At 68.7% G+C, this 23761-nt stretch carries 22 protein-coding genes and 1 pseudogene; 19 read left to right on the top strand and 4 right to left on the bottom strand.

From position 1 onward, the window contains the following. Positions 1-154: 154 nt before the first annotated feature. Entirely contained in the window at positions 155-928 is a 774-nt protein-coding gene (locus IEW15_RS07210) for an HNH endonuclease signature motif containing protein (protein ID WP_188576280.1), read from the bottom strand. A gap of 140 nt (positions 929-1068) precedes the next feature. Between IEW15_RS07210 and IEW15_RS25805 the strand changes: the two are divergent. Next, positions 1069-1428 (top strand): annotated as a pseudogene (locus tag IEW15_RS25805) (transposase); the annotation flags it as partial. 413 nt (positions 1429-1841) lie between these two features. On the opposite strand, the gene IEW15_RS07220 reads toward IEW15_RS25805, so the two are convergent. The 3 genes from IEW15_RS07220 to IEW15_RS07230 all read right to left on the bottom strand — a co-directional run bounded on the left by IEW15_RS07220 (position 1842) and on the right by IEW15_RS07230 (position 3927). After that, positions 1842-2225, bottom strand: coding sequence for a hypothetical protein (locus IEW15_RS07220; protein WP_188576284.1), 384 nt, complete (start codon positions 2223-2225; stop codon positions 1842-1844). 167 nt (positions 2226-2392) lie between these two features. Next, on the bottom strand, positions 2393-2818 hold the full coding sequence (locus IEW15_RS07225; RefSeq protein ID WP_188576286.1) for a helix-turn-helix domain-containing protein: 426 nt from the start codon (positions 2816-2818) through the stop codon (positions 2393-2395). A gap of 248 nt (positions 2819-3066) precedes the next feature. Further along, a complete protein-coding gene (locus IEW15_RS07230) occupies positions 3067-3927 on the bottom strand; it encodes a LysR substrate-binding domain-containing protein (protein ID WP_188576288.1) in 861 nt (286 codons plus the stop codon). Positions 3928-4129: 202 nt separating this feature from the next. On the opposite strand from IEW15_RS07230, the gene ugpB reads away from it, so the two are divergent. The 18 genes from ugpB to addB all read left to right on the top strand — a co-directional run bounded on the left by ugpB (position 4130) and on the right by addB (position 23761). Then, entirely contained in the window at positions 4130-5452 is a 1323-nt protein-coding gene (ugpB, locus tag IEW15_RS07235; protein WP_188576290.1) for a sn-glycerol-3-phosphate ABC transporter substrate-binding protein UgpB, read from the top strand. Positions 5453-5576: 124 nt separating this feature from the next. Then, entirely contained in the window at positions 5577-6476 is a 900-nt protein-coding gene (gene ugpA / locus IEW15_RS07240) for a sn-glycerol-3-phosphate ABC transporter permease UgpA (RefSeq protein WP_188576292.1), read from the top strand. 28 nt (positions 6477-6504) lie between these two features. Continuing rightward, the gene (locus IEW15_RS07245; protein ID WP_188576419.1) at positions 6505-7383 is read left to right on the top strand and encodes an ABC transporter permease subunit; all 879 of its coding nucleotides are present in this window, start codon (positions 6505-6507) and stop codon (positions 7381-7383) included. 101 nt (positions 7384-7484) lie between these two features. Next, positions 7485-8429, top strand: coding sequence for a signal peptide peptidase SppA (gene sppA / locus IEW15_RS07250; RefSeq protein WP_188576294.1), 945 nt, complete (start codon positions 7485-7487; stop codon positions 8427-8429). 151 nt (positions 8430-8580) lie between these two features. After that, positions 8581-8862, top strand: a complete 282-nt coding sequence (ihfB, locus tag IEW15_RS07255) for an integration host factor subunit beta (RefSeq protein ID WP_188576297.1) — start codon at positions 8581-8583, stop codon at positions 8860-8862. Positions 8863-9006: 144 nt separating this feature from the next. Then, positions 9007-9384 (top strand): lipopolysaccharide assembly protein LapA domain-containing protein, encoded by a 378-nt coding sequence (locus IEW15_RS07260; protein ID WP_188576299.1) that lies wholly within the window; start codon positions 9007-9009, stop codon positions 9382-9384. A 125-nt stretch (positions 9385-9509) separates the two neighbouring features. Continuing rightward, positions 9510-10502 (top strand): bifunctional Delta(1)-pyrroline-2-carboxylate/Delta(1)-piperideine-2-carboxylate reductase, encoded by a 993-nt coding sequence (gene lhpI, locus IEW15_RS07265; RefSeq protein WP_229707893.1) that lies wholly within the window; start codon positions 9510-9512, stop codon positions 10500-10502. 135 nt (positions 10503-10637) lie between these two features. Continuing rightward, on the top strand, positions 10638-11399 hold the full coding sequence (gene pyrF / locus IEW15_RS07270) for an orotidine-5'-phosphate decarboxylase (protein WP_188576301.1): 762 nt from the start codon (positions 10638-10640) through the stop codon (positions 11397-11399). Between the two features lie 3 nt (positions 11400-11402). Continuing rightward, positions 11403-12164, top strand: a complete 762-nt coding sequence (locus IEW15_RS07275) for a phosphoribosylanthranilate isomerase (protein ID WP_188576303.1) — start codon at positions 11403-11405, stop codon at positions 12162-12164. 20 nt (positions 12165-12184) lie between these two features. Next, the gene (gene trpB, locus IEW15_RS07280) at positions 12185-13399 is read left to right on the top strand and encodes a tryptophan synthase subunit beta (RefSeq protein WP_188576305.1); all 1215 of its coding nucleotides are present in this window, start codon (positions 12185-12187) and stop codon (positions 13397-13399) included. A gap of 62 nt (positions 13400-13461) precedes the next feature. Next, entirely contained in the window at positions 13462-14304 is an 843-nt protein-coding gene (trpA, locus tag IEW15_RS07285) for a tryptophan synthase subunit alpha (RefSeq protein ID WP_188576423.1), read from the top strand. 61 nt (positions 14305-14365) lie between these two features. Next, positions 14366-15460, top strand: coding sequence for an acetyl-CoA carboxylase, carboxyltransferase subunit beta (accD, locus tag IEW15_RS07290; RefSeq protein ID WP_229707894.1), 1095 nt, complete (start codon positions 14366-14368; stop codon positions 15458-15460). Positions 15461-15523: 63 nt separating this feature from the next. Further along, complete coding sequence (locus IEW15_RS07295) at positions 15524-16915, top strand: bifunctional folylpolyglutamate synthase/dihydrofolate synthase (RefSeq protein WP_188576307.1); 1392 nt, start codon at positions 15524-15526, stop codon at positions 16913-16915. A gap of 57 nt (positions 16916-16972) precedes the next feature. Next, complete coding sequence (locus IEW15_RS07300; RefSeq protein ID WP_188576309.1) at positions 16973-17869, top strand: alpha/beta fold hydrolase; 897 nt, start codon at positions 16973-16975, stop codon at positions 17867-17869. A gap of 50 nt (positions 17870-17919) precedes the next feature. Next, a complete protein-coding gene (gene tsaE / locus IEW15_RS07305) occupies positions 17920-18516 on the top strand; it encodes a tRNA (adenosine(37)-N6)-threonylcarbamoyltransferase complex ATPase subunit type 1 TsaE (RefSeq protein WP_188576311.1) in 597 nt (198 codons plus the stop codon). Then, positions 18513-19646, top strand: coding sequence for an aminoglycoside phosphotransferase family protein (locus tag IEW15_RS07310; RefSeq protein WP_188576313.1), 1134 nt, complete (start codon positions 18513-18515; stop codon positions 19644-19646). The genes tsaE and IEW15_RS07310 overlap by 4 nt, the downstream gene beginning before the upstream one ends. A gap of 92 nt (positions 19647-19738) precedes the next feature. Next, the gene (locus tag IEW15_RS07315; protein ID WP_188576425.1) at positions 19739-20485 is read left to right on the top strand and encodes a nucleotidyltransferase family protein; all 747 of its coding nucleotides are present in this window, start codon (positions 19739-19741) and stop codon (positions 20483-20485) included. 93 nt (positions 20486-20578) lie between these two features. Next, positions 20579-23761, top strand: a complete 3183-nt coding sequence (gene addB, locus IEW15_RS07320) for a double-strand break repair protein AddB (protein WP_229707895.1) — start codon at positions 20579-20581, stop codon at positions 23759-23761.

Genomic DNA, 23761 nt, shown 5'->3' on the forward strand with positions numbered 1-23761 from the left:
GCGAGACCCCCGCCAAGCTCCCAAGCCGTCAGCAGACGGCGTCAAACCATGGGTAGCGGGCATTCGGCAACAGCCTCTTATGCGATCGCCTTTCGAACGTGGATTCCCGCAAGATGTGGTGCCGATCTAGCGCGTCCGCGACCATGGAAATAGCTTACCGCGTGCTGAATTCCGAATAACTGGAGTAAGCACGCTCTCCTCTTGCTGCGTTCGTTTTGGCTATGATTGTCCGTTCAATCCGCTTCTGGAGATACTGACAAACGGGCTCGAATTCCTCAATCGATAACAAGCGCCATGGCGCTCCGAAATTGTTCTCGACGTTCTTAGAAATGGCTCCATAGTTGAATTTCGACGCCCGCGTCCGATTCGCGCTCGCGAATTTATTATAGCGTTCGATCAGATATTGCACATAACGACTAGCCTCCTGATCAAATCCTATTGTTCCAGGAGGAGCGTTGATCTTCACTGACTGACGACTTGTTCGAATGTGAACTTCATGGGCCTGAATTGCGCCGGGACTGTTGATAGCGACATTGCCTGTGTTCTGTGCAACTGCAATCCGGTTCATGTCATTCAGAAGGATATTTGCGAAGACCATGTCACTGGCTCGTTCCGGACGGCCAGCGACCTTTTCGTGAATTGACTTCATACCTTGGATAGTGTCAGTCGTATAGATTTGGTGTTCCGAGTCAACGACCTTGTGGTGATGCGCACAAAGGAGAATCAAATTGCTGAATCCGTTACGATCACGATCTGATAGTGAATGATCGTAACGCGGGCCGCCTGGTCTTCTGGCTGTGATGTGGCAGATCTCCCCTGTAACCGTCCCGGCCTTGTCGACGATTGGCAACCCGCACCCAGGGAATGCGCAGATGTTTCCGGACAAGGCGAATAATCGCTTTATCGTCTTATCCGTGATCTCTGCCATTGCCGCTCCTTAGAGTCCGCCTCGAAACTGAAAAAGAGATGGATAGCGAGACCCGTTTGTGATTCCAAACGGTTGTCAAAGCCTGTTTGGAGAACCGCATGTGGGCACCTGCCACCCGTCGGTAGTATAGCTGCGATGCCCTGCGTTATGGAAGCGATCTGAGCGGCGCGGATTGGGCAGTCATCGCCCCGTTCATGCCCCCGCCAGCCCGGACAGGCCGCCCGCGTCAGTGGCCGATGCGTGAGATCGTGAACGCAATCTTCTACGTCCTGCGCGGAGGAATCGCGTGGCGCCTGTTGCCGAAAGACCTTCCGCCGGTGACGACGGTCTATGGCTGGTTTCTGCGCTTTCGTCGCGATAGAGTATTCGAGATCATCGATCATCATCTCGTGATGCGCGACCGCGAACGGGTCGGGTGTGAGGCCGGCCCGTCGGCTGCGATCATCGGCAGCCAAAGCGTCGAAACGACGGAATCCGGCGCCCCGCGCTCTGAATATGACCGACACCTAACTCGCGGAGGCCACAACGAGCCAGATCCGCGGGCGAATGAAGATCCAGCCACCACCCAGATCTGGAACGTCCGCGTGCTGTCGCATGGCGCCGGCGGGCGCATCGTTTGCGGGGAAGTGAACGCCAAAAATAGCTATGTCGGTTTTGTTCGGTTCGCCGGCACTCCAATGGAGGTGCAGCTTGAGCCGACCGCCGGTAGCAACTACCTCGCCCGGTCGATGGCCGCCGGCGTTGAGGGTGCCTGCAGTCAGTCACAGGCAAGGTGACAAGGCATACCAAAATCGGTGCCAAACCGTTTCGCGCGCTACAGTCGCGCCCCGTGCGGAAGCGTGGAGTGAAATCGCGTTCGCATGCAGGCACATGACCCGAAGCCCGCCGGCGAGACATTCGCGGGCCGTGAGGCTCACCCCGCAGCCTGCCGCCAGCGCGCCACTGTCAGATATCGCGTCAGGTTGCGCGCGCCATTGGCTGCGGCCTTCAGGTGGCGGTCGCGGTCGTCCGGGGGCAGGTCGGGGCTGTCGGCGATGGCGATGGTGAGGCTGACCAGATAGGCCTGAAACGCGGCGCCGGCCGGTGATGTGGCGGTCAGGTTCAGCGCGTGGGTGGCGATCGCGTTGCGCCATGTGTCGAGCGCCACGCAGATCTCGGGCTCGTTTTCCGGCACAGACCAGTGATCCAGGATCTGATCGTCAAGAATGGCCCAATCGGCGGCCAGCGCCGCGACCGGGCAGGGGGCTGTCTGAGCTATCTCGTCGTCAGGGGCGTGGGGCCAGCTTGGCTTGGTCATGTCGCGGTGTTCCGCTCGATCGTGCCGGAGGGGCGCGCCTTGTGATCACGGCGACGGGCCGTTGATGGCCAGGACAGAAAGTAATTCTTTTCCGGGCATCCGTACAGAGATACGTAAGATATTTTCTTACATATCGTCGCTTAATGGCCCGCGCTCCGCCAGCGGGGTTATTTCCCGGTCCCCGCTGCCAGAAAGGCGGCGACGATCTCGGCGACATGCTCGGCGGGTTGGCCGCGCAGCTTTGCGATATGGCGGCAGACGGTGCGCACCAAGCTGGCCTTGTCTTCCGGGGAGAGCGCGAATCCGCCTTGTCGGACCCATTTTTCAACCGCCAGAGCGGCTGTATAGACCTCGTCGAGGGTGGGTGCTTCGCGCCGTACAGCGGCGTCGGCGATCTCGCTGCCGTCAAGCAGTTGCCACGGTTCCACCTTGAGCGCGCGTGACAGGCCGCGCAGCTTATCGGGGCTGATGCCGCCCTTGCCCTGTTCGAGATGGTGGACCGTCTGCCGCGTCGCGCCGATGGCGTCCGCAAGCTGCTCTTGGGTCAGCCCGGCCTGATCGCGCCAATAGCGGATGCGATTTGGTATCAACATGCGCGGACTATGCGCTGTGGCCCCAGGCGTGGCGAGTTGTAAAATAGCGGACATAAATCATTATATATGTAAGAATTTTTATTGCATCTCTCACCCAGAGATGCTCCACGCTCCGTCCAAATGTGCGGCGACTTTCAAACAATAAAGCAAACCGATCCCGGCGCAGCCGGGACACCGCGCTGCTCATGGCCCCCCACCCATTGCCAGCTATGGGCACTGACCGCCGGTGTTGTCCGCGTCCGGCCTAGTCATCCGCCCACCTCATCCCCCCGGGCCAAAGCCAGGAAAGCCGCGACCATGCCGAGGTCGGCCATGTCGGGGAGGCAGGACAGGCGGACATCGGCTTCCAGGCCGTCGCCTTCGAGGGGGCGGTGTTTCAGGCGGTTGTCGCGGCCGAGTTCGCCGTCGAAGACGATGCCATAGCCGAGGCCGGCGGCGGTGGCTTCGCGGATCATTTCGCGGCTGCCGAGGCTGGCGGCCATGCGGATGGGGATGCCGGCTGTGTCGGCGGCTTTCAGGAACAGCTGGCGGGTGACGGAGCTTGGCTCGCGCAGCAGCAGGGGCAGGTTGGCGAGGGCGTGGAGGGGGAGGGGGTCCGGGGTCGCGGCGAGGGGGTCGCCTTCGGGCACCAGCAGGGTGAGGCGCTGGCGGTCGAGCACCACGCCGGCGAGGCGGGGGTCGGGGTCGATATGGCTGGCGGCGATCAGGTCGACGCGGCAGGCGAGCAGGTCTTCGATGAGTTGTTCGGTGTTGCCGGTGGCGAGCCGCAGCTCCACGCCGGGGTGGGCATCGGCGAAGCGCTTGGCGAGGCCCATGATGGTGGCGGGGGTGCTGAGGCCCAGGCGGACGATGCCGCCGCCGATGGCGGGGTTGCCGGCGACTTCGGCGGCGGTGCGGTCGACCAGCAGCATGATCCGGCGGACATGGGCGAGCAGGGTTTCGCCGGCGGCGGTGGGCACGGCGCCCTGGCCGCGGCGCAGGAACAGCCGCACGCCAAGCTCGGTCTCAAGCCCGCGGATCTGCACGGTGACGGCGGGTTGGGTGACGCCCAGCGCCTTGGCGGCGGCGGAGAAGCCGCCTTCCATGGCGACGGCGTGGAAGGCGCGCATCTGGTTGAAATTCATCGGTCCCCGCTGTGGCCATGCCGGCCGTGCCCTGTGGCTGTCAGTACCAGATTCCATAAGTCACATTCATAAGCATGTCATGTGCCATGTGTATTGTTTATGGAGAAGCCGGGTTATGGCGAAGCCGGGCACGACAAGAGGCCGCTTCGTCATCTGCATCCGATCCTCTCCCCAAGGAGCCAGTCACATGCGCCCCATCCGTCAGCGCGCGGCCGCTTTCGGCCTCGCCGGTCTTGCCCTGCTCAGCGTGTCGGCGCCGGCGGTGGCCGCGACCGAGTTCGATCTGTGGCACGCCCATTCGCCCGACATTACCCTGGGCAAGACCATTGCCCGCTATGCCGATGAGTTCAACGCGTCGCAGCCGGACTATAAGGTGCACGCGGTGTTCAAGGGCAATTATGACGATGTGATCAATGGCGCGATCGCGGCGGCGCGCGCCGGCAAGGCGCCGGCGATCGTGCAGGTCCATGCGCCGGCGGCGCCGACGGTGATCTATTCCAAGGCGGCGAAGCCTGTGGACGAGGTGATGCGCGAGGCCGGCATGGATGTCGACTGGAGCCGCTATATCCAGCCGGTGATCGCGGCCTATCAGGAGAATGGCCGTCAGATCGCGATGCCGTTCAACACCTCGACGCCGCTGATGTGGTTCAACCGCGACCTTCTGACCAAGGCCGGCGTCGCGGCGGTGCCGGTGACCTGGGACGATCTGGAGGCGGCGGCGGTGAAGCTGAAGGCGGCGGGGGTGGATTGCCCGGTGGTGCCGTCGTGGCAGGAATGGACGCTGATCAAGAACTACGCCTTCATCCAGGACATTCCGGTGGCGACGCCGGCCAACGGCATGAACGGCCCCGGCGCGCGGCTGTCGGTGAACGACCCGAAGATGGTGGCCCATCTCGACCGGTTGCAGCGCTGGGTGAAGGACGGGCTGATGCAGTATCAGGGCCGCCAGTGGACCGGCGCGCATGAGGCGTTCTATGCCCGGCGCTGCGCGATCATGCTGGAAAGCTCGGCCGGTTATGGCGGCATCTCGCAGAAGGCCAAATTCCAGTTCGGCGCGGCGCTGCTGCCGGTGGAGGCCGGCACCGCCGACCCGAAGAACAGCTTCATCGGCGGCGCCGGGCTGTTCGTGATGAACGGCCAGACGCCCGAGGTCTACAAAGGTGTCGCGGCGTTCCTGGCGTTTCTGGCCGAAACCCCGCGTCAGGTCGACTGGCACAAGGTCTCGGGCTATGTGCCGATCACGCTGGATGCCTATGAGGCCGCGAAGGCCGAGGGCTATTACGAGAAATTCCCCCATCAGGAACTGGCGATCCGCCAGTTGACCCGCGGCACGCCCACCGACAACACCCGGGGCATCCGGCTGGGCTATCTGGTCCAGATCGACGAGATCCTGAACGAGGAGCTTGAGAACATCTGGTCGATGAAATCCACCGCCGCCGAGGCGATGGACAGCGCCGTCAGCCGCGCCAATCCGCTGCTGGAGCGGTTCGAGCGCACGATCGCGCAGTAACCGGCCCCCTCCATCCACAACCGACACCGACACCCGGCGATGCCGGCGCGTCACCGGTCGCGGAATCGCGGCCGCTGGCGCGCCGGTCATCGGCCTTGTGCCGCCCGAACCCGTCTGGTCCCTGATGTCTGCGTCGTCTGTTTCAACCAATCCGGTCTTCCGGGGCCGCATGCTGCCCTGGCTGCTGCTGGCGCCACAGCTCGCGGTGCTGGCGCTGTTCTTCTTCCGCCCGGCGGCGGAAGGCTTGCGGCAGGCGTTCTATCTGTCCGACCCATTTACCGGTGATGGTATTTTTGTTGGTTTAGACAACTTTCGTATGCTGTTCGCCCAGGCCGAATATGCCGACAGCATCCGGGCCAGCCTGATCTTCGCGGGGCTGGTCGCGGGGGTGTCGATGGCGATCGCCTTCGCGCTGGCGGCGGCCGCCGATCGGGTGCTGGGCGATCGGCCGGGGCTGCGCTCGCTGATCATCTGGCCCTATGCGGTGGCGCCGGCGGTGGCGGGGGTGCTGTGGCTGTTCCTGATGCATCCGGGCTTCGGGGTGCTGGCGCGATTGCTGCATCAGGCCGGCATCGCCTGGAACCCGCTGCTCGACGGCGCCGATGCCATGGCGCTGATCGTGGCGGCGGCGGTGTGGAAGCAGATCTCCTATAACTTCGTGTTCTTCTTCGCGGCGATCCGCTCGGTGCCGCGCTCGTTGATCGAGGCGGCGGCGATCGATGGCGCCGGGCCGTTCCGGCGGCTGCGCGATGTGGTCTGGCCGCTGATCTCGCCGACCAGTTTCTTCCTGCTGGTGATGAACCTGATCTATGCCTTCTTCGACAGTTTCGGCATCGTCGACGCCATCACCAAGGGCGGTCCCGGCGGTGCCACCCGGCTGATGGTCTACAAGGCCTATCGCGACGGCTTCCAGGCCCAGGATCTGGGCGGGTCGGCCGCGCAGTCGATCATCCTGATGGCGCTGGTCGGCGTGCTGACGGTCATTCAGTTCCGCTGGATCGAGAAGCGGGTGGCCTATGCGTAAGCGGCAGGCGCCCTCTCTCCCCGGCGGCATGGTCCGGCGCGATCCGGTGTTCCGGGCGCTGGCCATCTGCCTGTTCAGCATCGGCGCGGTCGCCATGCTGTTGCCGGTCTGGTATGCCGCCGCCATCGCCTCGATGACCGAGGATGGCCGGCTGACCCTGTTCTCGCTGCCCGGGCCGGGGCTGATTGTCACCATCGCCGGCGTGCTGGCCGATCCGTCGGTGCAGCGCCAGTTGTTCAACAGCCTGATCATGGCGGTGGGCATCACCACAGCCAAGATCGCGGTGTCGCTGACCGCCGGCTTCGCCATCGTCTATTTCCGCTTTCGCGGCCGCAATCTGGCGTTCTGGGCGATCTTCTTCTCGCTGATGCTGCCGGTCGAGGTGCGGATCGTGCCGACCTATGCGGTCGCGGCCGATCCGCTGGGGCCGCTGGTGGCGGGCCTGCGGCTGCTGGGCATCGAAATCGGGTTGTCGCCCAGCCTGCTCGACACCCATGCCGGGCTGATCCTGCCGCTGATCGCCTCGGCCACCGCCACCTTCCTGTATCGTCAGGTGTTTCTGAGCGTGCCGGGCGAACTGGTCGAGGCGGCGCGGATCGACGGCGCCGGGCCGCTGCGCTTTCTGCGCGACATCGCCCTGCCGCTGGCGGCGCCGGCCACCGCCGCGCTGACCGTGATCCTGTTCGTCTATGGCTGGAACCAGTATCTGTGGCCGCTGCTGATCACCACCGATGAGCGGATGGCGACGGTGGTGATGGGGGTGGCGCGCACCCTGCCCAGCGACAATGCCGAAACCCGCTGGGGGCTGACCATGGGCCGGGCGCTGGTGGCGATGGCGCCGCCGGTCATTCTGGTGATCCTGCTGCAACGCCGGCTGGTCGCCGGGTTGACCGATGTCGGCAAATAATGCTGTGGCGATGAAACTTGGAGCCTGCGGGCGCAGGGGGTATAGATGGGGCCGAACGCCGCCCCGGGGTGGCACAAGCGCCGCTTTCGAGGTTCCACCGCATGTCACCCTTCGACGTCGACCGTGCCGTTGACCGCCGCCGCCTGAAGCGCGGAATCACCGTCTGGCGGATCGCCGCCATCCTGCTGGCGGCGGTGCTGGGCGCGGTTCTGTTCGACGGCGGCGCCATCGACCGCGCCACCGGCCCGTTCCGGGGCGACCGTTTCGCCGAGCTTGAGATCAGCGGCTTCATCGCCCCCGATGACGATCTGTATGAGCGGCTGGACAAGGTGGCCGAGGACGACGGCATCAAGGCGCTGATCGTGCGGATCGACAGCGGCGGCGGCAGCACAGTGGGCGGCGAGCTGAATTTCGAGGCGCTGCGCCGGGTGGCGGAAGAAAAGCCGGTGGTGGCGGTGATGGAGAGCATCGCCGCCTCGGCCGCCTATATGACCGCCCTTGGCGCCGACCGGATCTTTGCCCATGGCGAGACCCTGACCGGATCGGTCGGGGTTTATCTTCAGGCGGTTGAGGGCACCGAGCTGATGCGCAAGCTTGGCATCGAGGCCGAGCTGATCAAGAGCGCGCCGCTGAAGGCCCAGCCCAATCCGATGGAAGAACTGACCGACGAGGGCCGCGCCGCGCTGCAGGAGGTGGTGGCCGACAGCTATCAGTATTTCCGCGGTCTTGTCGCCACCCGTCGTGCGCTGGAGGGCGAGGCTCTGGACCTTGCCGCCAGCGGCCGGATCTTCACCGGCCGTCAGGCGCTGGCCGCCGGTCTGGTCGATGCGCTGGGTGGCCGGGATGCGGCGCTGGACTGGCTGGATGCCGAAAAGGGGCTGGACGCGGCGCTGCCGATCGAGGATATCACCCCCCGGCCGGATGATGATCGCGGCCTGTTCGCCAGGGCAAGCGATGCAATCGTGCACAGCCTGCTGAAAAATACCGAACTGGCTGAACGGCTTAGTGTTGACGGGCTCGTGTCGGTTTGGCACCCTCGCCCCTGACTTGAACATGACGGATGCATGACTGCCGGCAGCTCTCTTCGCGGGGGCCGCCCTGGCCTGCAATGCAGTGCCGCCATATTCGGCCATCGATACCTGCGGCTCGCCAGAGCCCGGCCAGACATATCGTCTTACCCAAGGACCAAGCATAATCATGACCAAGTCGGAGCTGATCGCCCGCCTCGCCGCGAGCCATCCCCATCTTTATCAGCGCGATGTCGAGCAGATCGTCAGCACGGTGTTCGACGAGATTTCCGAGGCGCTGTCGCGTGGGGACCGGGTTGAACTGCGCGGATTCGGGGCATTCTCGGTGAAGCACCGCCGCTCGCGCACCGGCCGCAATCCCCGCACCGGCGATACGGTCAGCGTGCCGTCGAAATTCGTGCCCTTCTTCAAGACCGGCAAGGAACTGCGCGACCGCCTGAACGGCGAGTGATCACGACCGCGCTGCGGCAGGTTGTCGCGACCGCGCTGCGGCGGGGGGTGATGATCACATCGATGACGCGCGCCACATGGCGCGCGTTTTCGGTTATGATCGCATCTGTTGATGTTTCACCCGCCCCCGGAGGATGCCGGCCCGATGCTGCGTGCCCTGAAATTCGCCCTGCTTGCCCTGATCGCGGTGATCGTTGCCGCCTTTGCGATCGGCAACCGGACGGGTGTGGTTCTGTCGCTGTGGCCCTTCGGCCTGGAACTGGCGCTGCCGCTGTTTCTGGCGCTGGAGGCAACCCTGCTGCTGGGGCTGCTGCTGGGCGGGTTGATCGCCTGGTTGCGCGCCGGCCGGCATCGTGCCCGTGCCCGCAGGCTGGCCCGGCGGGTCGAGGAGCTGGAAGGCGAGATGCACCGGCTGCGCGCCGCCACGGCATCGACCCCGTCCGCCCCTGCCGCCCCTGCGGGGCCGGCCCTGCCGGGCACAGCCGGTTCCGATCTGCGCCTGCCCGGCCGCAGCGCCGCCTGACCCGCACGCCATAGCGCCGGTTGTCGGGCAGCCCGCGTCCCCAGGACTGATGGCTGCCGCCTGCGGCGATGCGCCCGGCATGCCGCCGATGCCGCCGCCCCAATCGCCACGGAGTTCTTCTCACCATGTCCGGCCGTTCCACCACGATCCGCGTCATCGATGCCGATGCCGTTCATGCGGCGCTCAGTTACGACGCGCTGATCGATGCGCTGGGTGCGGCCTTCGCGGCGATGCCCGACGACATTCCGCCGCGTGCCCATCATCACCTGCCGCCGGCCCGGCCCGGTGCCAGCGACGGCACCCTGCTGGTGATGCCGGCCTGGAACCCGCGCGCGATCGGTCTGAAGGTGGTGGGGGTGATGCCCGACAATCCGGGCGTCGGCCTGCCGACGGTGATCGGCAGCTATCTGCTGCTCGACCGCGAGACGTCGGCGCCGCTGGCGCTGCTGGACGGTGCCGCCATCACCCAGCGCCGCACCGCCTGTGCCTCGGCGCTGGCGGCGCGCCATCTGGCGCGGGCCGATGCCCGCACGCTGCTGGTGATCGGCGCCGGTGCCCTTGCCCTGCACCTGATCAGGGCCCATGTCACCTTCCGGCCGGGCCTTGCCCGCATCCGCGTGTGGGCGCGGCGCGCCGATGCCGCCCAGGCGGTGATCGACGCACTGACCCCGGCGGAACGCGCGGCGCTGGACGTGGCTGTGGTATCCCCCGATGCCCTGGACGCGGCGGTGGCCGATGCCTGCATCATTTCGGCCGCGACCCGGGCGACCGTGCCGCTGATCCGGGGGCAGCTGGTGGCGCCCGGCACTCATCTGGACCTCGTCGGCGCTTATATGCCGGCGATGTGCGAGGCCGATGCCGAGGCGGTGGCACGCGCGGATGTGTTTGTCGACGGCCGCGACGGTGCCGCGGCCGAGGCGGGCGATCTGATCCAGGCGGTGGCCGCCGGCCGCTTCGCCATGGACCGGATCGCCGGCGATCTGGCCGATCTGTCGTCGGGCCGTCATCCCGGGCGGCGGGATGGCGGCCAGGTGACGCTGTTCAAATCGGTCGGGCATTCGCTCGAAGACCTGGTGGCGGCCGAACTGGCCCTGCGCCGGGCCACGGGCGGCGCCTGATCACACACCCGGGCACCTGGTCCGGCGGCAACGCCCCCTGGCCGGTGCCCATGCGGCATTCGCGGTGGAAATCGGGTAGGCCCTTCGCGGCCGGCTCTGGTATAAGCCCGGAGGTTTGCGAAATACCGGATGGACATGAGCAAGATCAATCGCCCACGCTTCGATAATCCGCTGTTCGTCGCCATCGACACCATCGATGTGCAGCGCGCGGCATCATTGGCCAAGGCCGTCGCCGCCAGCGCAGGCGGCATCAAGCTCGGGCTCGAATTCTTCATGGCGAACGGCATCGACGGTGTTCACCGCGTGCGCGCGGCAGCACCCGATCTGCCGCTGTTCCTGGACCTGAAGTTTCACGATATCCCCAACACCGTGGCAGGTGCCGTGCGCGCCGTGGCACCGCTGGCGCCGGCGCTGCTGACCATCCACGCGTCGGGTGGCCCCGCCATGATCAAGGCGGCGCGCGAGGCGGCGGCCGAAGCCGCCATACGGCTTGGCATCGACCGGGCGCCGGCGGTGGTGGCGGTGACCGTGCTGACCAGCATGGACGACACCGACCTGATGTCGGTGGGGCAGCGCGGCCCGGCCAGCGACCAGGTGTTGCGGCTGACCGATACGGCGCTTGCCCATGGCGCCGCCGGCATCGTGTGCGCGCCCACGGAACTTGTCCGGCTGCGGGCGCGTTTCGGTGCACAGCCGCTGATGGTGGTGCCGGGCATCCGCCCGGCCGATGCCGCGCGCGGCGATCAGAAGCGGGTGATGACCCCGGCCGATGCCCGCGCCGGCGGCGCCGATGTGCTGGTGGTGGGGCGCCCGATCACCGAGGCGGCCGATCCGGCCGCCGCCGCCGCGGACATCGCCGCCGAGATCGCGGCCGCCGAACTGACGGGAGCCGCCTGACCGATGACCGGCGCCGGGCCAGAGACGGACAGGGCAGGGGCGATCAAGATCTGCGGCCTGAAGGACGCGGCCGCGATCGATGCCGCCATCCGGGCCGGTGCCAGCCATCTTGGCTTCGTGCATTTCGGCCCCTCGCCGCGCCATGTCGACCATACCGATCTGGCCCGGCTGGCGGCGACGCTGCCGGCTGACGGGCCGAATGCCCCGCTGACCCGTGTGCTGCTGACGGTGGATGCCGACTGGCCGGTGCTGGATGCGGCGGTGGATGCGCTGGCCCCCGGCCTGCTGCAACTGCATGGCCACGAGACGCCGGAGCGTATCGCCGTGGTGCGTGCACGCTATGGCCTGCCGGTGATCAAGGCGGCGGGCATCGCCGATGCGGCCGACATCATGGCCTTGCGCCCGATGGCATCGAAGGCCGATCTGCTTCTGCTGGACGCCCGCCCCCCCGTCGATGCCGACCGCCCCGGCGGGCTGGGCCGGTCCTTCGACTGGGATCTGCTCGCCGGCCCCGATTTCACCGCCGCCACCGCCGGCCGCCCGTGGTGGCTGGCGGGTGGCTTGACGCCCGCCACCGTCGCCGACGCCATCATCCGCACCCGCGCCGATGGCGTCGATGTCTCGTCCGGGGTGGAGACCGCCCCGGGGGTCAAGGATCCGGCGGCGATCACCGCCTTCGTCGCGGCCGCCCGCGCCGCCTTTGCCCGGAGGCCAGAGGCCCCCGGCGCCGTCACCAGGGGAACCGGCGCGCCCGGTTCCGACTGAAGCCCAGGAACAGCCGGTTCATGTCGCACACACCCAACACCTTCCGCGCCGGCCCCGACGAGCATGGCCGCTTCGGCCTGTTCGGCGGCCGCTTCGTGGCCGAAACCCTGATGCCGCTGATCCTGGAACTGGAGCAGGCCTATGACGCCGCCCGCCGGGATCCGTCCTTCGCGGCCGAGATGGCGCTGTTCCAGCGCGATTACGTCGGCCGGCCCAGCCCGCTTTATCTGGCGGAGCGGCTGACCGAGCATCTCGGCGGCGCGAAGATCTATCTGAAGCGCGACGAGCTGAACCACACCGGCGCCCATAAGATCAACAATGTGCTGGGCCAGTTGCTGGTGGCCAAGCGCATGGGCAAGAAGCGGATCATCGCCGAGACCGGCGCCGGCCAGCATGGCGTGGCCACCGCCACCATGTGCGCGCGGCTGGGCATGGATTGCGTGGTCTATATGGGCGACACCGACATTGTCCGTCAGAAGCCCAATGTGTTCCGCATGCGCCTGCTGGGTGCCGAGGTGCGTGGCGTGTCGTCGGGCACCGCCACCCTGAAGGACGCGATGAACGAGGCGCTGCGCGACTGGGTGTCGAATGTCGACGATACCTTCTATTGCATCGGCACGGCGGCCGGCCCGCATCCCTATCCGATGATGGTGCGCGATTTCCAGTCGATCATCGGCGAGGAAGCCCGCGCCCAGGTGCTGGAGCGCGAGGGCCGGCTGCCCGATCTGCTGGTGGCCTGCATCGGCGGTGGATCGAACGCCATCGGGCTGTTTCACCCGTTCCTCGACGATCCCGCCGTGCGGATGATGGGTGTCGAGGCGGCCGGCCATGGCATCGACAGCGGCGCGCATGCGGCCTCTCTGGCCGGCGGCACCCCTGGTGTGCTGCATGGCAACCGCACCTATCTGCTTCAGGATGCCGACGGCCAGATCCAGAACGCCCATTCGATCTCGGCCGGGCTCGACTATCCCGGCATCGGCCCGGAGCATTCCTGGCTGCGCGATATCGGCCGGGTGGAATATACCGCGATCACCGATGACGAGGCGCTCGATGCCTTCAAGCTGTGCGCGCGGCTGGAAGGCATCCTGCCGGCGCTGGAGCCGGCCCATGCGGTGGCCCAGGTGATCAAGACCGCGCCGACTCTGGGGCGCGACGCCATTCTGGTGATGAACATGTGTGGCCGCGGCGACAAGGACGTCTTCACCGTCGCCGAAGCGCTGGGAGTGGATCTGTGAGCGCCCTGACCGATAGCCTGCCCGTTTCCCCCGCCGCGTCACCGGCTGCGTCTTCGGCCGCCCTGGCCGGCGGCAGCGCCCGCATCGACCGGCGCTTCGCCAGCCTGAAGGCCGAAGGCCGCGCCGGTCTGGTCACCTTCGTCACCGCCGGCGATCCGGATCTTGAAACCGGCGCCCGGGTCATGGCCGAACTGGCCATGGCCGGCGCCGACGTGATCGAGCTGGGCGTGCCCTTCACCGACCCGATGGCCGATGGCCCGGCGATCCAGCGCGCCGGATTGCGCGCGCTGGCCGCCGGCGTGACCATGGTCAAGGTACTCGATATGGTCCGCGATTTCCGCCGGACCGACACCGACACCCCGGTCGTGCTGATGGGCTACTACAACCCGATCTATGCCTATGGCCCGGAACGCTTCGCAGCCGATGCCATCGCCGCCGGTGTCGACGGATTGATCGTGGTTGATCTGCCGGCCGAGGAAGAGGACGAACTGGTCCGCTTCACCGACCCGGCGGGTCTGGCGCTGGTCCGGCTGGTGGCACCGACCACCTCGGCCGAGCGTCTGCCCCTGGTCGTGGGCCGGGCGAGCGGCTTCCTCTATTATGTCTCGATCACCGGCATCACCGGCACGGCCGCCGCCGATATCTCGAAAGTGGCGCCGTCTGTCGCCAGAATTCGCGCGGCAAGCGAATTGCCGGTCGCGATCGGCTTCGGTATAAGAACCCCTGAACAGGCGGCTGCCTTTGCCGCTATCGGTGACGCGGTCGTCGTCGGCTCGGCGATCGTGCAGGAAGTGGAACAGGCGGTGCTCGACGGCGCGCCCGCGACCGCCCCCGACCGGGTGCGGGCGCTGGTCAGCCGGCTTGCCGGCGGCGTGCGCGGCGCGGCCACGCCGGCCGCATCCTGACCGGTCCGTCCCCGATGATCCCATCCCTCTTGTCCGGCATCCGAACGGAGAGCCCCATCGCATGAGCTGGCTGTCGAACTTCGTCCGCCCCAAGATCCAGGCGCTGGTCCGCAAGCCCGAGACGCCGGACAATCTGTGGCACAAATGTCCATCCTGCGAGCAGATGATCTTCCACCGCGATCTGGTGGAAAACCTGCATGTCTGCACCCATTGCGGGCATCATATGCGGCTGCCCGCGAAGCAGCGGCTGGCGATGCTGTTCGACGACGGCGCCTATGACCGGATCGACACCCCCAAGGTGACCGCCGATCCGCTGCGCTTCCGCGACCGCAAGCGCTATACCGACCGTCTGCGCGAGGCCCAGGCCAAGACCGACGAGGCCGATGCCATCCAGGTGGGCGAGGGCCGGATCGGCGGCGTGCCTGCGGTGTGTGCGGTGTTCGATTTCGAGTTTCTCGGCGGATCGATGGGGCTTGGCGTCGGCGAGGGGCTGGTCAAGGCGGCGGCGGTGGCGGTGCAGAAGAAGCGGCCGCTGATCGTGTTTCCGGCATCGGGCGGCGCCCGCATGCAGGAAGGCGCGCTGTCGCTGATGCAGATGGCCCGCACCACAGTGGCGGTCGACCGGGTGAAGGAGGCCGGCCTGCCCTATATCGTGGTGTTCACCGACCCCACCACCGGCGGTGTCACCGCATCCTTCGCCATGATCGGCGATATCCATATCTCCGAGCCCGGCGCGCTGATCGGCTTCGCCGGCCAGCGGGTGATCGAGAGCACCATCCGCGAGGCGCTGCCCCAGGGCTTCCAGCGCGCCGAATACCTGATGGAACACGGCATGCTCGACATGGTCGTGCCGCGCAAGGAGCTGAAGGCCACGCTGGCGCGGACGCTGAAGCTGCTGCTGAAGCTGCCGCATGTGGCGCCGCGCCCCGGCACCGCCATCGACCAGCCCGAGCGGGCCAGCGGCAGCGTCACCACCCGCACCGTCACGCCGTCGAAGGTGCCGTCGGGCAAGGATGCCATGGCGAAGCCCGGACCCGCGGCCACCAAGCCGGTGCCCGCCGGCCAGGCCGAGGGCAAGCCCGCGGATGGCAAGGCCGTGGCGCGCGCCGAAACGGCGCCGGCCGCCCCGGCCCCGGCTGACCCCAAGGCGGGCTGACCCCGCGCCCACGCAAGGCCCCCCTCTTCTGCAAGCCCCGCCGTCGCAGCCGGAACCGTCGTCATGGACCAGAGCGCACAGATCCTGGACCGGCTGGGCCGGCTGCATACCACTGAAATCGAGCTGGGTTTCGGGCGCATCCGCCGCCTGCTGGCCGATCTGGGCGATCCGCAGGACCATCTGCCGCCGGTGATCCATATCGCCGGCACCAATGGCAAGGGATCGGTGGTGGCGGCCCTCGGCGCCATCGCCCGTGCCGCCGGGCTGCGGGCGCATGCCTATACCTCGCCGCATCTGGTGCGGTTCCATGAACGCATCGCGCTGGCGGGTCAGCCGATCGCCGAGGCCGATCTGGTCAGGCTGCTGCTGCGGATCGAGGCGGTGAATGCCGGCCGGCCGATCACCTTCTTCGAGATCACCACGGCCGCCGCCTTCCTGGCCTTCGCCGAGGCGCCGGGCGATCTGGTGATCCTGGAAACCGGGCTGGGCGGCCGGCTGGACGCCACCAATCTTGTGGCGCGGCCGGCGGCGGTGGGCATTACCCGCATCGCCTTCGACCATATGGAATTCCTTGGCGACACGCTGGCGCTGATCGCGGCCGAGAAGGCGGCGATCCTGAAGCCCGGCTGCCCCGCCGCCACCGCCGACCAGCACCCTGCGGCCGGTGCCGTGATCCGTGCCGCGGCCCAGGCCGCGGGTGCGCCGCTCGTTGAAGGCGGCCGCGACTGGCAGGCGGCCATTCGGGGGGGTGACATGCCGGGGGCCGGCCGGCCGGCGGTCGTTGGCGGCCCTGCCGCCGGTCTTGTGATCGAAGGCGGCCCTGCCGCCGGGGACTGGCCGGCCCCGGCGCTGGCCGGCGATCATCAGGCCGGCAACATGGCGCTGGCGCTGGCGCTGGCCCGCATCGCCGGCTTCGCCGTGCCCGGCCTTGCCCCGATGGCCGATGAAGCCGCCATGGCCGAAGGCCTGCGCCGGGTGGTTCATCCCGGTCGCCTGCAACCGGTGACCGATGATCTGCACCGGGCGCTGCCGGCGCTGGACCCCGCCCGCCGTCACCGGATCTGGATCGATGGCGCCCATAATCCCGATGCCATGCAGGCGCTGGCCCGCCAGATCGCCGGCCCGTGGTCGGATGCGCCGGTGCTGATGGTGCTGGGCCTGCTGGCGCGCAAGGATGCCGATGCCGTGCTCGACAGTCTGGCACCGCTGGGCAGTGCCATCCGGCTGCGCATGGTGCCGGTGCCCGGCGGCCCGGGTCATGATCCGGAGCATCTTGCCGCCGCCGCCCGCGCGCGCGGCCTGGATGCCGCCGCCGCCGCCGACTGGCGCCAGGCCGTCGGCGATGCCGCCGGCGACCCGCCATCGCGCATCCTGATCTGCGGCTCGCTCTATCTGGCCGGCGCGGTTCTGGCGGCGGTCGATGCACCGCGCCCGGCGGCGATATCCGCCGCCTGACCATCCGTCCCGCCCCATCTGCCGTCCACAATCCGACACGCGAAGGAACTCTGCGTCGTGACCGTCATCGAAACCCGTCTGGTCGATCTGGACCACATGACGATCGCCTGCGCCGAGCTGGCACCGGAGGTGCCGGAGGGGCTGCCGGTGCCAGACGGATGTCCGGTCATCTTCATCAACGGCCTGTCGATGCAGGCCACCGACTGGCCGGCGGCGCTGCTGGATGCCGTGCGCCGGACCCACCCGGTGGTGGTGTTCGACAACCGCGATGCCGGGCTGTCCAGCGCCTTCGGCCCCGTGGTGCTGGGCGATCAGGGCGCACCGCCGGCCACGCCCTACACCCTCTATGACATGGCGGCCGATACGGTGGCCCTGCTCGACCATCTGGGGTATGACCGGATGCATCTGGTCGGCTATTCCATGGGCGGGCGCATCGCCCAGATCATCGCCGCCAACCATCCCGGCCGGGTGGCGTCGCTGGCCTGCATGATGTCGTCGGGTGGCCAGCGGCGGGTGGAGGCGGCGGCGGAGGTGCGCGACGCTTTGGGGGCGGCCCGTGCCGAGAGCCTGCTGCGCGCGCCCGATGTCGCGCTGTTCGTGGCCCAGTCTCGCCTTCTCGACGGCACGGCGCTGACGGCCGGCGATGACGAGCACCGCGACCGGATCGAGGCTGCCGTCGCCCGCAGCTATCGGCCGCTGGGCACCGGCCGGCAGATGGCGGCGGTGGAGGCGGCGGGGGACCGCGCGGACCTGCTGGGGCGCATCACCTGTCCCACCCTGTTCATCCATGGCACCGCCGATCCGGTGGTGCCTTTCGCGCAGGCCGCCCAGGGTGCTGCCCGCATCGCCGGCGCGCGGCTGCATCCGATCGAGGGGCTGGGCCATCTGCCGACCCGTGCCGCCCTGGACCGGATCATCGCGCCGCTGGTGGCGCATATCGGGCTTGCGGGCTGATCTGTCCCGCGCCCCTTGCTCGATGCCGGTCAACAGGCTAGAACGCCCCGATGACAGCACCATCCGGGAATAGGCCCTGCCGGTCGCTCGACACCGGCGGTGCCGGCGGTTCGCCGCGGCCGATCCGCCTTGCGCGTGAGGCGGATACCACGGCGTTTGCCCGCGGGCTGGCGCCGGTTCTGCGCGATGGCGGCATGGTGCTGCTGGATGGTGATCTGGGGGCCGGCAAGACCGCCTTTGCCCGTGCGCTGATCCGCAGCCTCGCCGGCGCCGACATCGATGTCCCGAGCCCGACCTTCACCCTGGTGCAGAGCTATGCGCTCGACGGCGTCGAGGTCACCCATGCCGATCTCTACCGCATCGACGATCCCGACGAGATCGACGAACTGGGGCTGGAGGATGCCGCAGCCGGCGGTCTGGTGCTGGTGGAATGGCCTGAGCGTGCCGGTGGCCGGCTGGATCGCGACGCGCTCAGGCTCCGTTTCTCCATCGCCGATGATGGCGCGCGCGTGGTCACGATCGATGCGCCGGGCGACTGGACGGCGCGGCTCGGGCGTCATACCTGTGAACTTCCCGCGGATGATGCCGGTGATGCTGAGGCACCCGATGCGTCCGGCCCATCCGCCCCGTCACGGAATGATCGATGACCGACGTCCCACCCGTCACCCCACCCGCCATCCCGGTGGTCATGGCCGCCGGCGCCGAGCCGGAACCGCGTGATCTGGAGCGGGCGCGCTTCATCGCCCGCGCCGGATGGCGCGGTGCCGAGCGGGTGGTCCTGGCCGGCGATGCCTCGTTCCGCCGCTATGACCGGCTCCGCCTCGACCGCCAGACGGCGGTGCTGATGGATGCCCCGCCCCCGCACGAGGATGTCGGGCCGTTCCTGAAGGTCTGCGCGCATCTGAAGGCGCTGGGCCTGTCGGCACCGACGGTGCTGGCCGCCGATGCCGATACCGGCTTCGTGCTGCTGGAGGATCTGGGCGACGATCTGTTCCGGGTGGCGATCGACCGCGATCCCACGCTGGAGACGGCGCTCTATGCCAGTGCCGTCGATCTGCTGGCCGATCTGCACGACCGGCCGGGCGCGGCGGCGCTTGACGTGCCGGTCTATGGCCCTGATGTGCTGCTGACCGAATCGCTGCTGCTGATCGACTGGTACTGGCCGCTGGCGCTGGGCCGCACGGCCACGGATGCCGAACGCCAGGGCTTCATCGCCGTCCTTGAACCGCTGCTGGCCACGGTCGGCGTGCCACAGGTTCTGGTGCTGCGCGATTATCATGCCGAAAACCTGCTCTGGCTGCCCGGCCGTCGCGGCACGGCGCGGGTGGGCGTGATCGATTTCCAGGATGCGTTGATCGGCCATGCGGCCTATGACCTGGTGTCGCTGCTGGAAGACGCGCGGCGCGACGTCGCTCCCGATCTGGCCGAGGCGATGGTCGGTCGCTATCTGGCGCGCCGGCGTGGCCTCGCTGGCGACAGTGCCGCCGGTGATGCCGATGGCGGCGCCGGTCATACCGAGACCTTCCGCACCGCCTGCGCGGTGCTGGGCGCCCAGCGCAACATGAAGATCGCCGGCATCTTCGCCCGCCTGCATCTGCGCGACGGCAAGCCCCGCTATCTGGACTATCAGCCCCGGGTGTGGCGGATGATCGAACACGATCTGCTGCACCCGGCTCTGCACCCTCTGGCCGAATGGCTGGACGAGCATCTGCCCTGGGACGCCCGTGGTCGCACCACGGCGGTTCCGCCCGGCCCTGTCGAAGGAGACCCCGCATGACCACCTCCGATCTGTCCGGTCATTCTGGTCTGTCCGGGTCTGCGACGGCAGATCATTCCAAGCCGGCGGCGGGGCGGCCCGGCAGCGGCGGCATGCCGGCCAGCGCCATGGTGCTGGCGGCGGGGCTCGGCACCCGCATGCGGCCGTTGAGCGATGATCGCCCCAAGCCGCTGGTCGAGGTCGCCGGCCGGCCGCTGATCGACTGGACGCTCGACCGGCTGGTCGAGGTGGGCGTGCCGCGGATCGTGGTCAACACCCATCATCACGCAGCCAGGCTGTCGGCGCATCTGGCGGGGTTGCGGGCCGAACTGGCCACGCGCTCAGGGGGTGCGATCGAACTGCTGGAAAGCCACGAGGACACGCTGCTCGAAACCGGCGGCGGTGTCGCGAAGGCGCTGCCGCTGCTGGGCGACGCGCCGTTCTTTGTGTCCAATTCCGACCAGATCCTGCTGAACGGCCCGACCCACGCCTGCGAGGTGCTGGCGCGCGCCTTCGACCCGGAACGCATGGACGCGCTGCTGCTGCTGGTGCCGATGCCCTATGCGCTGGGTTATGGCGGCACCGGCGATTTCGTCATGGACCAGCTGGGTCAGTTGCGCCGCCGCCATGAATGGGAAGTGGCGCCCTATCTCTATTCCGGCCTGCAGATCCTCAGCCCGGCGCTGTTCACCGACCTGCCCGACGGGCCGTTCTCGCTCAACCTTTTGTTCAACCGGGCGATCGAGCGTGAACGCCTGTATGGCGTGGTGCATGATGGTGTCTATATGGCCGTCGGCACGCCACAGGCGGTGCGGCTGGCCGACCGGGTGGTGCGCGGCCGCCATGACCTGATCGGCTGATCCCGTAACCGGCTGACGCCGAGGGGGCGGGCACCGGCGGTCGCGGATGCAGGGGGATCGCCGGTATGAGCACCAGATCATGAGCGCCAGATCATGAGCGACAGCACGATGTCGGCCGCCGGCCGCCGGGGCCGCAGCGCTGCCCTTGCCTGCCGGTTTCCATCCGGGGTGTGGCGGGTGCCGGCGGGCATTCCGTTTCTGGATGTGCTGGCTCGCGGGCTGATCGATGCCGCCGGCGGCGATCCTGAGCGGCTGGGCCGGATGACCGTGCTGCTGCCCACGCGCCGGGCGATCGACGAACTGGCCCGTGCCTTTCTGGTCGCCGCCGATGGCCGCGCCGCTCTGCTGCCCCGGCTGAAGCCGCTGGGCGATGTCGAGGCCGACGAGCTGATGCTGGCCGAGGCCGGTGATCCGGGGGCCGCTGCCGACATCCTGGCCCTGCCGCCGGCGATGTCGCCGCTGGCCCGGCGGATGCGGCTGGCGCGGCTGATCGAACGCTGGAGCGCGCGCGATCATGGCCAGAGCCTGACGCTGGACGAGGCGACCCGGCTGGCCGATGCCCTGGCCCGCCTGCTCGATGAGGCGCTGGTCGAGGATGTCGACCTTGCCCGGCTCGACCGGCTGGTGCCCGAGGCCCTGGCCCGGCACTGGCAGGAGGTGCTGGCCTTCGTCGACATCATCCGCCGTTTCTGGCCCGAGATCCTGGCCGAGTCCGGTGCGATCGACGCCATCGACCGCCGCAACCGGCTGTTGCGCGCCGAGGCCGCCCGGCTTGCGGCCGAGCCACCCGCGGACCCGGTGATCATCGCCGGATCGACCGGCAGCCAGGCGGCCACACGGGCGCTGATCCGGGCGGTGGCCGGTCTGCCCCAGGGCGCCGTGGTTCTGCCGGCGCTGGACGAGACCCCGGATGCCGACACCCTGGTGGCGATCCGCCAGGATCCGACCCATCCGCAAAATGCCCTGACCCGGCTGGTCGACGAGCTGGGGCTGACCGCCGCGGCCATACCGGTATGGCCGGCGGTGACCCGCGACCAGATCCGCGCCGGTCGCGACCGCCGCATCCTGCTGGCCGAGGCTTTCCGCCCGGCCGAGACCACCGACCGCTGGGCCAACCTGTCGGTGGTGGGACCGACGTCGCTGGACGGGCTGGACCGGCTGGACGCGGCCGATCCGCGTGCCGAGGCAACGGCGATCGCGGTCGCCATGCGGGCTGTGCTCCAGACCCCTGAGCAGACCGCGATCCTGGTCACCCCCGACCGCCGGCTGGCGCGGCGGGTGACCGGCGAGCTGCGCCGCTGGGGCCTGAACCTCGATGACAGCGCCGGCCGGCCGCTGATGGCGAGCGGGCCGGCGGTGTTTCTGGATCTGATCGCCCGGGCCGCCGCCGAGCGGCTGGCGCCGGTGCCGCTGCTGGCGCTGGTCAAGCATCCGCTGGCGGCGGGCGGCCTGCCGCCAGGGCAGTTTCGCGCCGGCGGCCGGTTGCTGGAACGAACCCTGCTGCGCGGCCCCAGGCCAGCCCCCGGTATGGCCGGGCTGCGCGCGGCGCTGGATGGCGCGCTGGCGGATACCGGCGCCCGCGATCATGGCCGCATCCAGGCCGTGGCCGCGACGCTCGGACCCTGGATCGAGCGGCTGGACGAACGCATCGGCGATTTCGCGGCGATGATGACCGATGGCGAGGCAGGGTTCGACGAGTTGCTGGATGCCCATGTCGCCGCCGCCGAAGCCCTGGCCGAGACCGGCGCCGCCGATCTGGCCGCCACCGCCGCTGCCGCCACCACCGCCACCATCGCCGACGACATCACCCCGGCCCTGGCCCAGACCGGCGCCGAGCGGCTGTGGCGCGGCGAGGCCGGCGAGGCGCTGATGCAGGCGCTGGCGGAATTGCGCGACGAGGCGGGCATTCTGGGGGCGATACCGGTCAGCCGCTATCCCGCCCTGCTGTCGGCGCTGCTGTCGGATCGCACGCTTCGGCCGCGCTGGCGCAGCCATCCCCGGCTTCAGGTGCTGGGGCCGCTGGAAGCCCGGCTGCTATCGGCCGATCTGGTCATTCTGGGCGGGGCCAACGAAGGCGGCTGGCCGCGCGATCCCGGCCCCGACCCCTGGCTGAGTCCGGCCATGCGCCGGCAGGCGGGTTTCCCGCCGGCCGAACGCCGCACCGGCCTTGCCGCCCACGACATGTGGTCGCAACTGGCGGCGCCGCGGGTGCTGGTCACCCGTTCGGCCAAGGTCGACGGCACGCCCACCGTGCCGTCGCGCTGGCTGCTGCGGCTGGATGCGGTGATCGCGGGGGCCGGCCTTACCCGTGCGGATAGCGCCGCCCGCGCGGCGCTGCCCTATGCCGGCTGGGCGCGGTCGCTGGATGTGGTGGCCCCGGCCGTCCGGCCGGGGCCACCGGCACCCTGTCCGCCGGTCGACAGGCGGCCGCGCCGGCTGTCGGTCACCCAGATCGAAACCCTGATGCGCGACCCTTACGCGGTCTATGCCCGCCATGTGCTGGGGCTGGAGGCGCTGGACCCGGTGGATGCCGATCCGGGGGCTGCCGAGCGCGGCCGCTTCATCCATGCGGTGCTGGACCGGTTCGTGCGCGAGGTGTCGCGGGCGCCCGCGCCTATGCCCGTGGATGCCGAGGCCCGGCTGCTGAATCTGGGCCGGGCGGTGACCGCCGATCTGCGGCTGCCGCCGGCGGTGATCGCCTTCTGGTGGCCGCGGTTCGAACGCATCGCCCGCTGGTTCGTGGGGGTGGAGCGGGCGCGTCGGACCGGTCTTGCGGCCAGTCATACCGAGATCCGCGGATCGGTCGTTCTGGACGCACCGGGCGGACCGTTCCGCCTGACCGCGGTGGCCGACCGCATCGACCGGTTCGCCGATGGCAGTTTCGCGATCCTGGACTACAAGACCGGCAGCCCCCCCAGCGGCCGCGACATCCAGCGCGGCATTGCGCCGCAATTGCCGCTGGAAGCCCTGATCCTGGACCGGGGCGGGTTCGACGGCATCCCCGCTGCCACCGTGTCGGAACTGGCCTTCTGGCGGCTGTCGGGGCGTCGTCCGGCCGGGGCGGAGATCCAGGTGTTGAAGCCGGGCCAGACCGCCGACGCGCTGATCGCTGAACACGGCGCCGGCTTTCAGCGGCTGATCGCCACCTTCGATCGCCCCGATCACCCCTATATGGCCCGGCCGCGGGCCTGGGCGGCGCCGCGCTATTCCGATTACGTCCATCTGGCCCGGGTCAAGGAATGGCAGGCCGGCGACGATAGCGGCGAGGAGGGCTGA

This window comes from Tistrella bauzanensis, assembly GCF_014636235.1.
In the GTDB taxonomy this organism is placed as follows: domain Bacteria; phylum Pseudomonadota; class Alphaproteobacteria; order Tistrellales; family Tistrellaceae; genus Tistrella; species Tistrella bauzanensis.

What these genes read in the sequence shown, in the direction of transcription:
- IEW15_RS07210 (WP_188576280.1), bottom strand. Translation starts at nt 928, where the DNA reads ATGGCAGAGATCACGGATAAGACGATAAAGCGATTATTCGCCTTGTCC.
- IEW15_RS07220 (WP_188576284.1), bottom strand. Translation starts at nt 2,225, where the DNA reads ATGACCAAGCCAAGCTGGCCCCACGCCCCTGACGACGAGATAGCTCAG.
- IEW15_RS07225 (WP_188576286.1), bottom strand. Translation starts at nt 2,818, where the DNA reads ATGTTGATACCAAATCGCATCCGCTATTGGCGCGATCAGGCCGGGCTG.
- IEW15_RS07230 (WP_188576288.1), bottom strand. Translation starts at nt 3,927, where the DNA reads ATGCGCGCCTTCCACGCCGTCGCCATGGAAGGCGGCTTCTCCGCCGCC.
- ugpB (WP_188576290.1), top strand. Translation starts at nt 4,130, where the DNA reads ATGCGCCCCATCCGTCAGCGCGCGGCCGCTTTCGGCCTCGCCGGTCTT.
- ugpA (WP_188576292.1), top strand. Translation starts at nt 5,577, where the DNA reads ATGTCTGCGTCGTCTGTTTCAACCAATCCGGTCTTCCGGGGCCGCATG.
- IEW15_RS07245 (WP_188576419.1), top strand. Translation starts at nt 6,505, where the DNA reads ATGGTCCGGCGCGATCCGGTGTTCCGGGCGCTGGCCATCTGCCTGTTC.
- sppA (WP_188576294.1), top strand. Translation starts at nt 7,485, where the DNA reads ATGTCACCCTTCGACGTCGACCGTGCCGTTGACCGCCGCCGCCTGAAG.
- ihfB (WP_188576297.1), top strand. Translation starts at nt 8,581, where the DNA reads ATGACCAAGTCGGAGCTGATCGCCCGCCTCGCCGCGAGCCATCCCCAT.
- IEW15_RS07260 (WP_188576299.1), top strand. Translation starts at nt 9,007, where the DNA reads ATGCTGCGTGCCCTGAAATTCGCCCTGCTTGCCCTGATCGCGGTGATC.
- lhpI (WP_229707893.1), top strand. Translation starts at nt 9,510, where the DNA reads ATGTCCGGCCGTTCCACCACGATCCGCGTCATCGATGCCGATGCCGTT.
- pyrF (WP_188576301.1), top strand. Translation starts at nt 10,638, where the DNA reads ATGAGCAAGATCAATCGCCCACGCTTCGATAATCCGCTGTTCGTCGCC.
- IEW15_RS07275 (WP_188576303.1), top strand. Translation starts at nt 11,403, where the DNA reads ATGACCGGCGCCGGGCCAGAGACGGACAGGGCAGGGGCGATCAAGATC.
- trpB (WP_188576305.1), top strand. Translation starts at nt 12,185, where the DNA reads ATGTCGCACACACCCAACACCTTCCGCGCCGGCCCCGACGAGCATGGC.
- accD (WP_229707894.1), top strand. Translation starts at nt 14,366, where the DNA reads ATGAGCTGGCTGTCGAACTTCGTCCGCCCCAAGATCCAGGCGCTGGTC.
- IEW15_RS07295 (WP_188576307.1), top strand. Translation starts at nt 15,524, where the DNA reads ATGGACCAGAGCGCACAGATCCTGGACCGGCTGGGCCGGCTGCATACC.
- tsaE (WP_188576311.1), top strand. Translation starts at nt 17,920, where the DNA reads ATGACAGCACCATCCGGGAATAGGCCCTGCCGGTCGCTCGACACCGGC.
- IEW15_RS07310 (WP_188576313.1), top strand. Translation starts at nt 18,513, where the DNA reads ATGACCGACGTCCCACCCGTCACCCCACCCGCCATCCCGGTGGTCATG.
- IEW15_RS07315 (WP_188576425.1), top strand. Translation starts at nt 19,739, where the DNA reads ATGCCGGCCAGCGCCATGGTGCTGGCGGCGGGGCTCGGCACCCGCATG.
- addB (WP_229707895.1), top strand. Translation starts at nt 20,579, where the DNA reads ATGAGCGACAGCACGATGTCGGCCGCCGGCCGCCGGGGCCGCAGCGCT.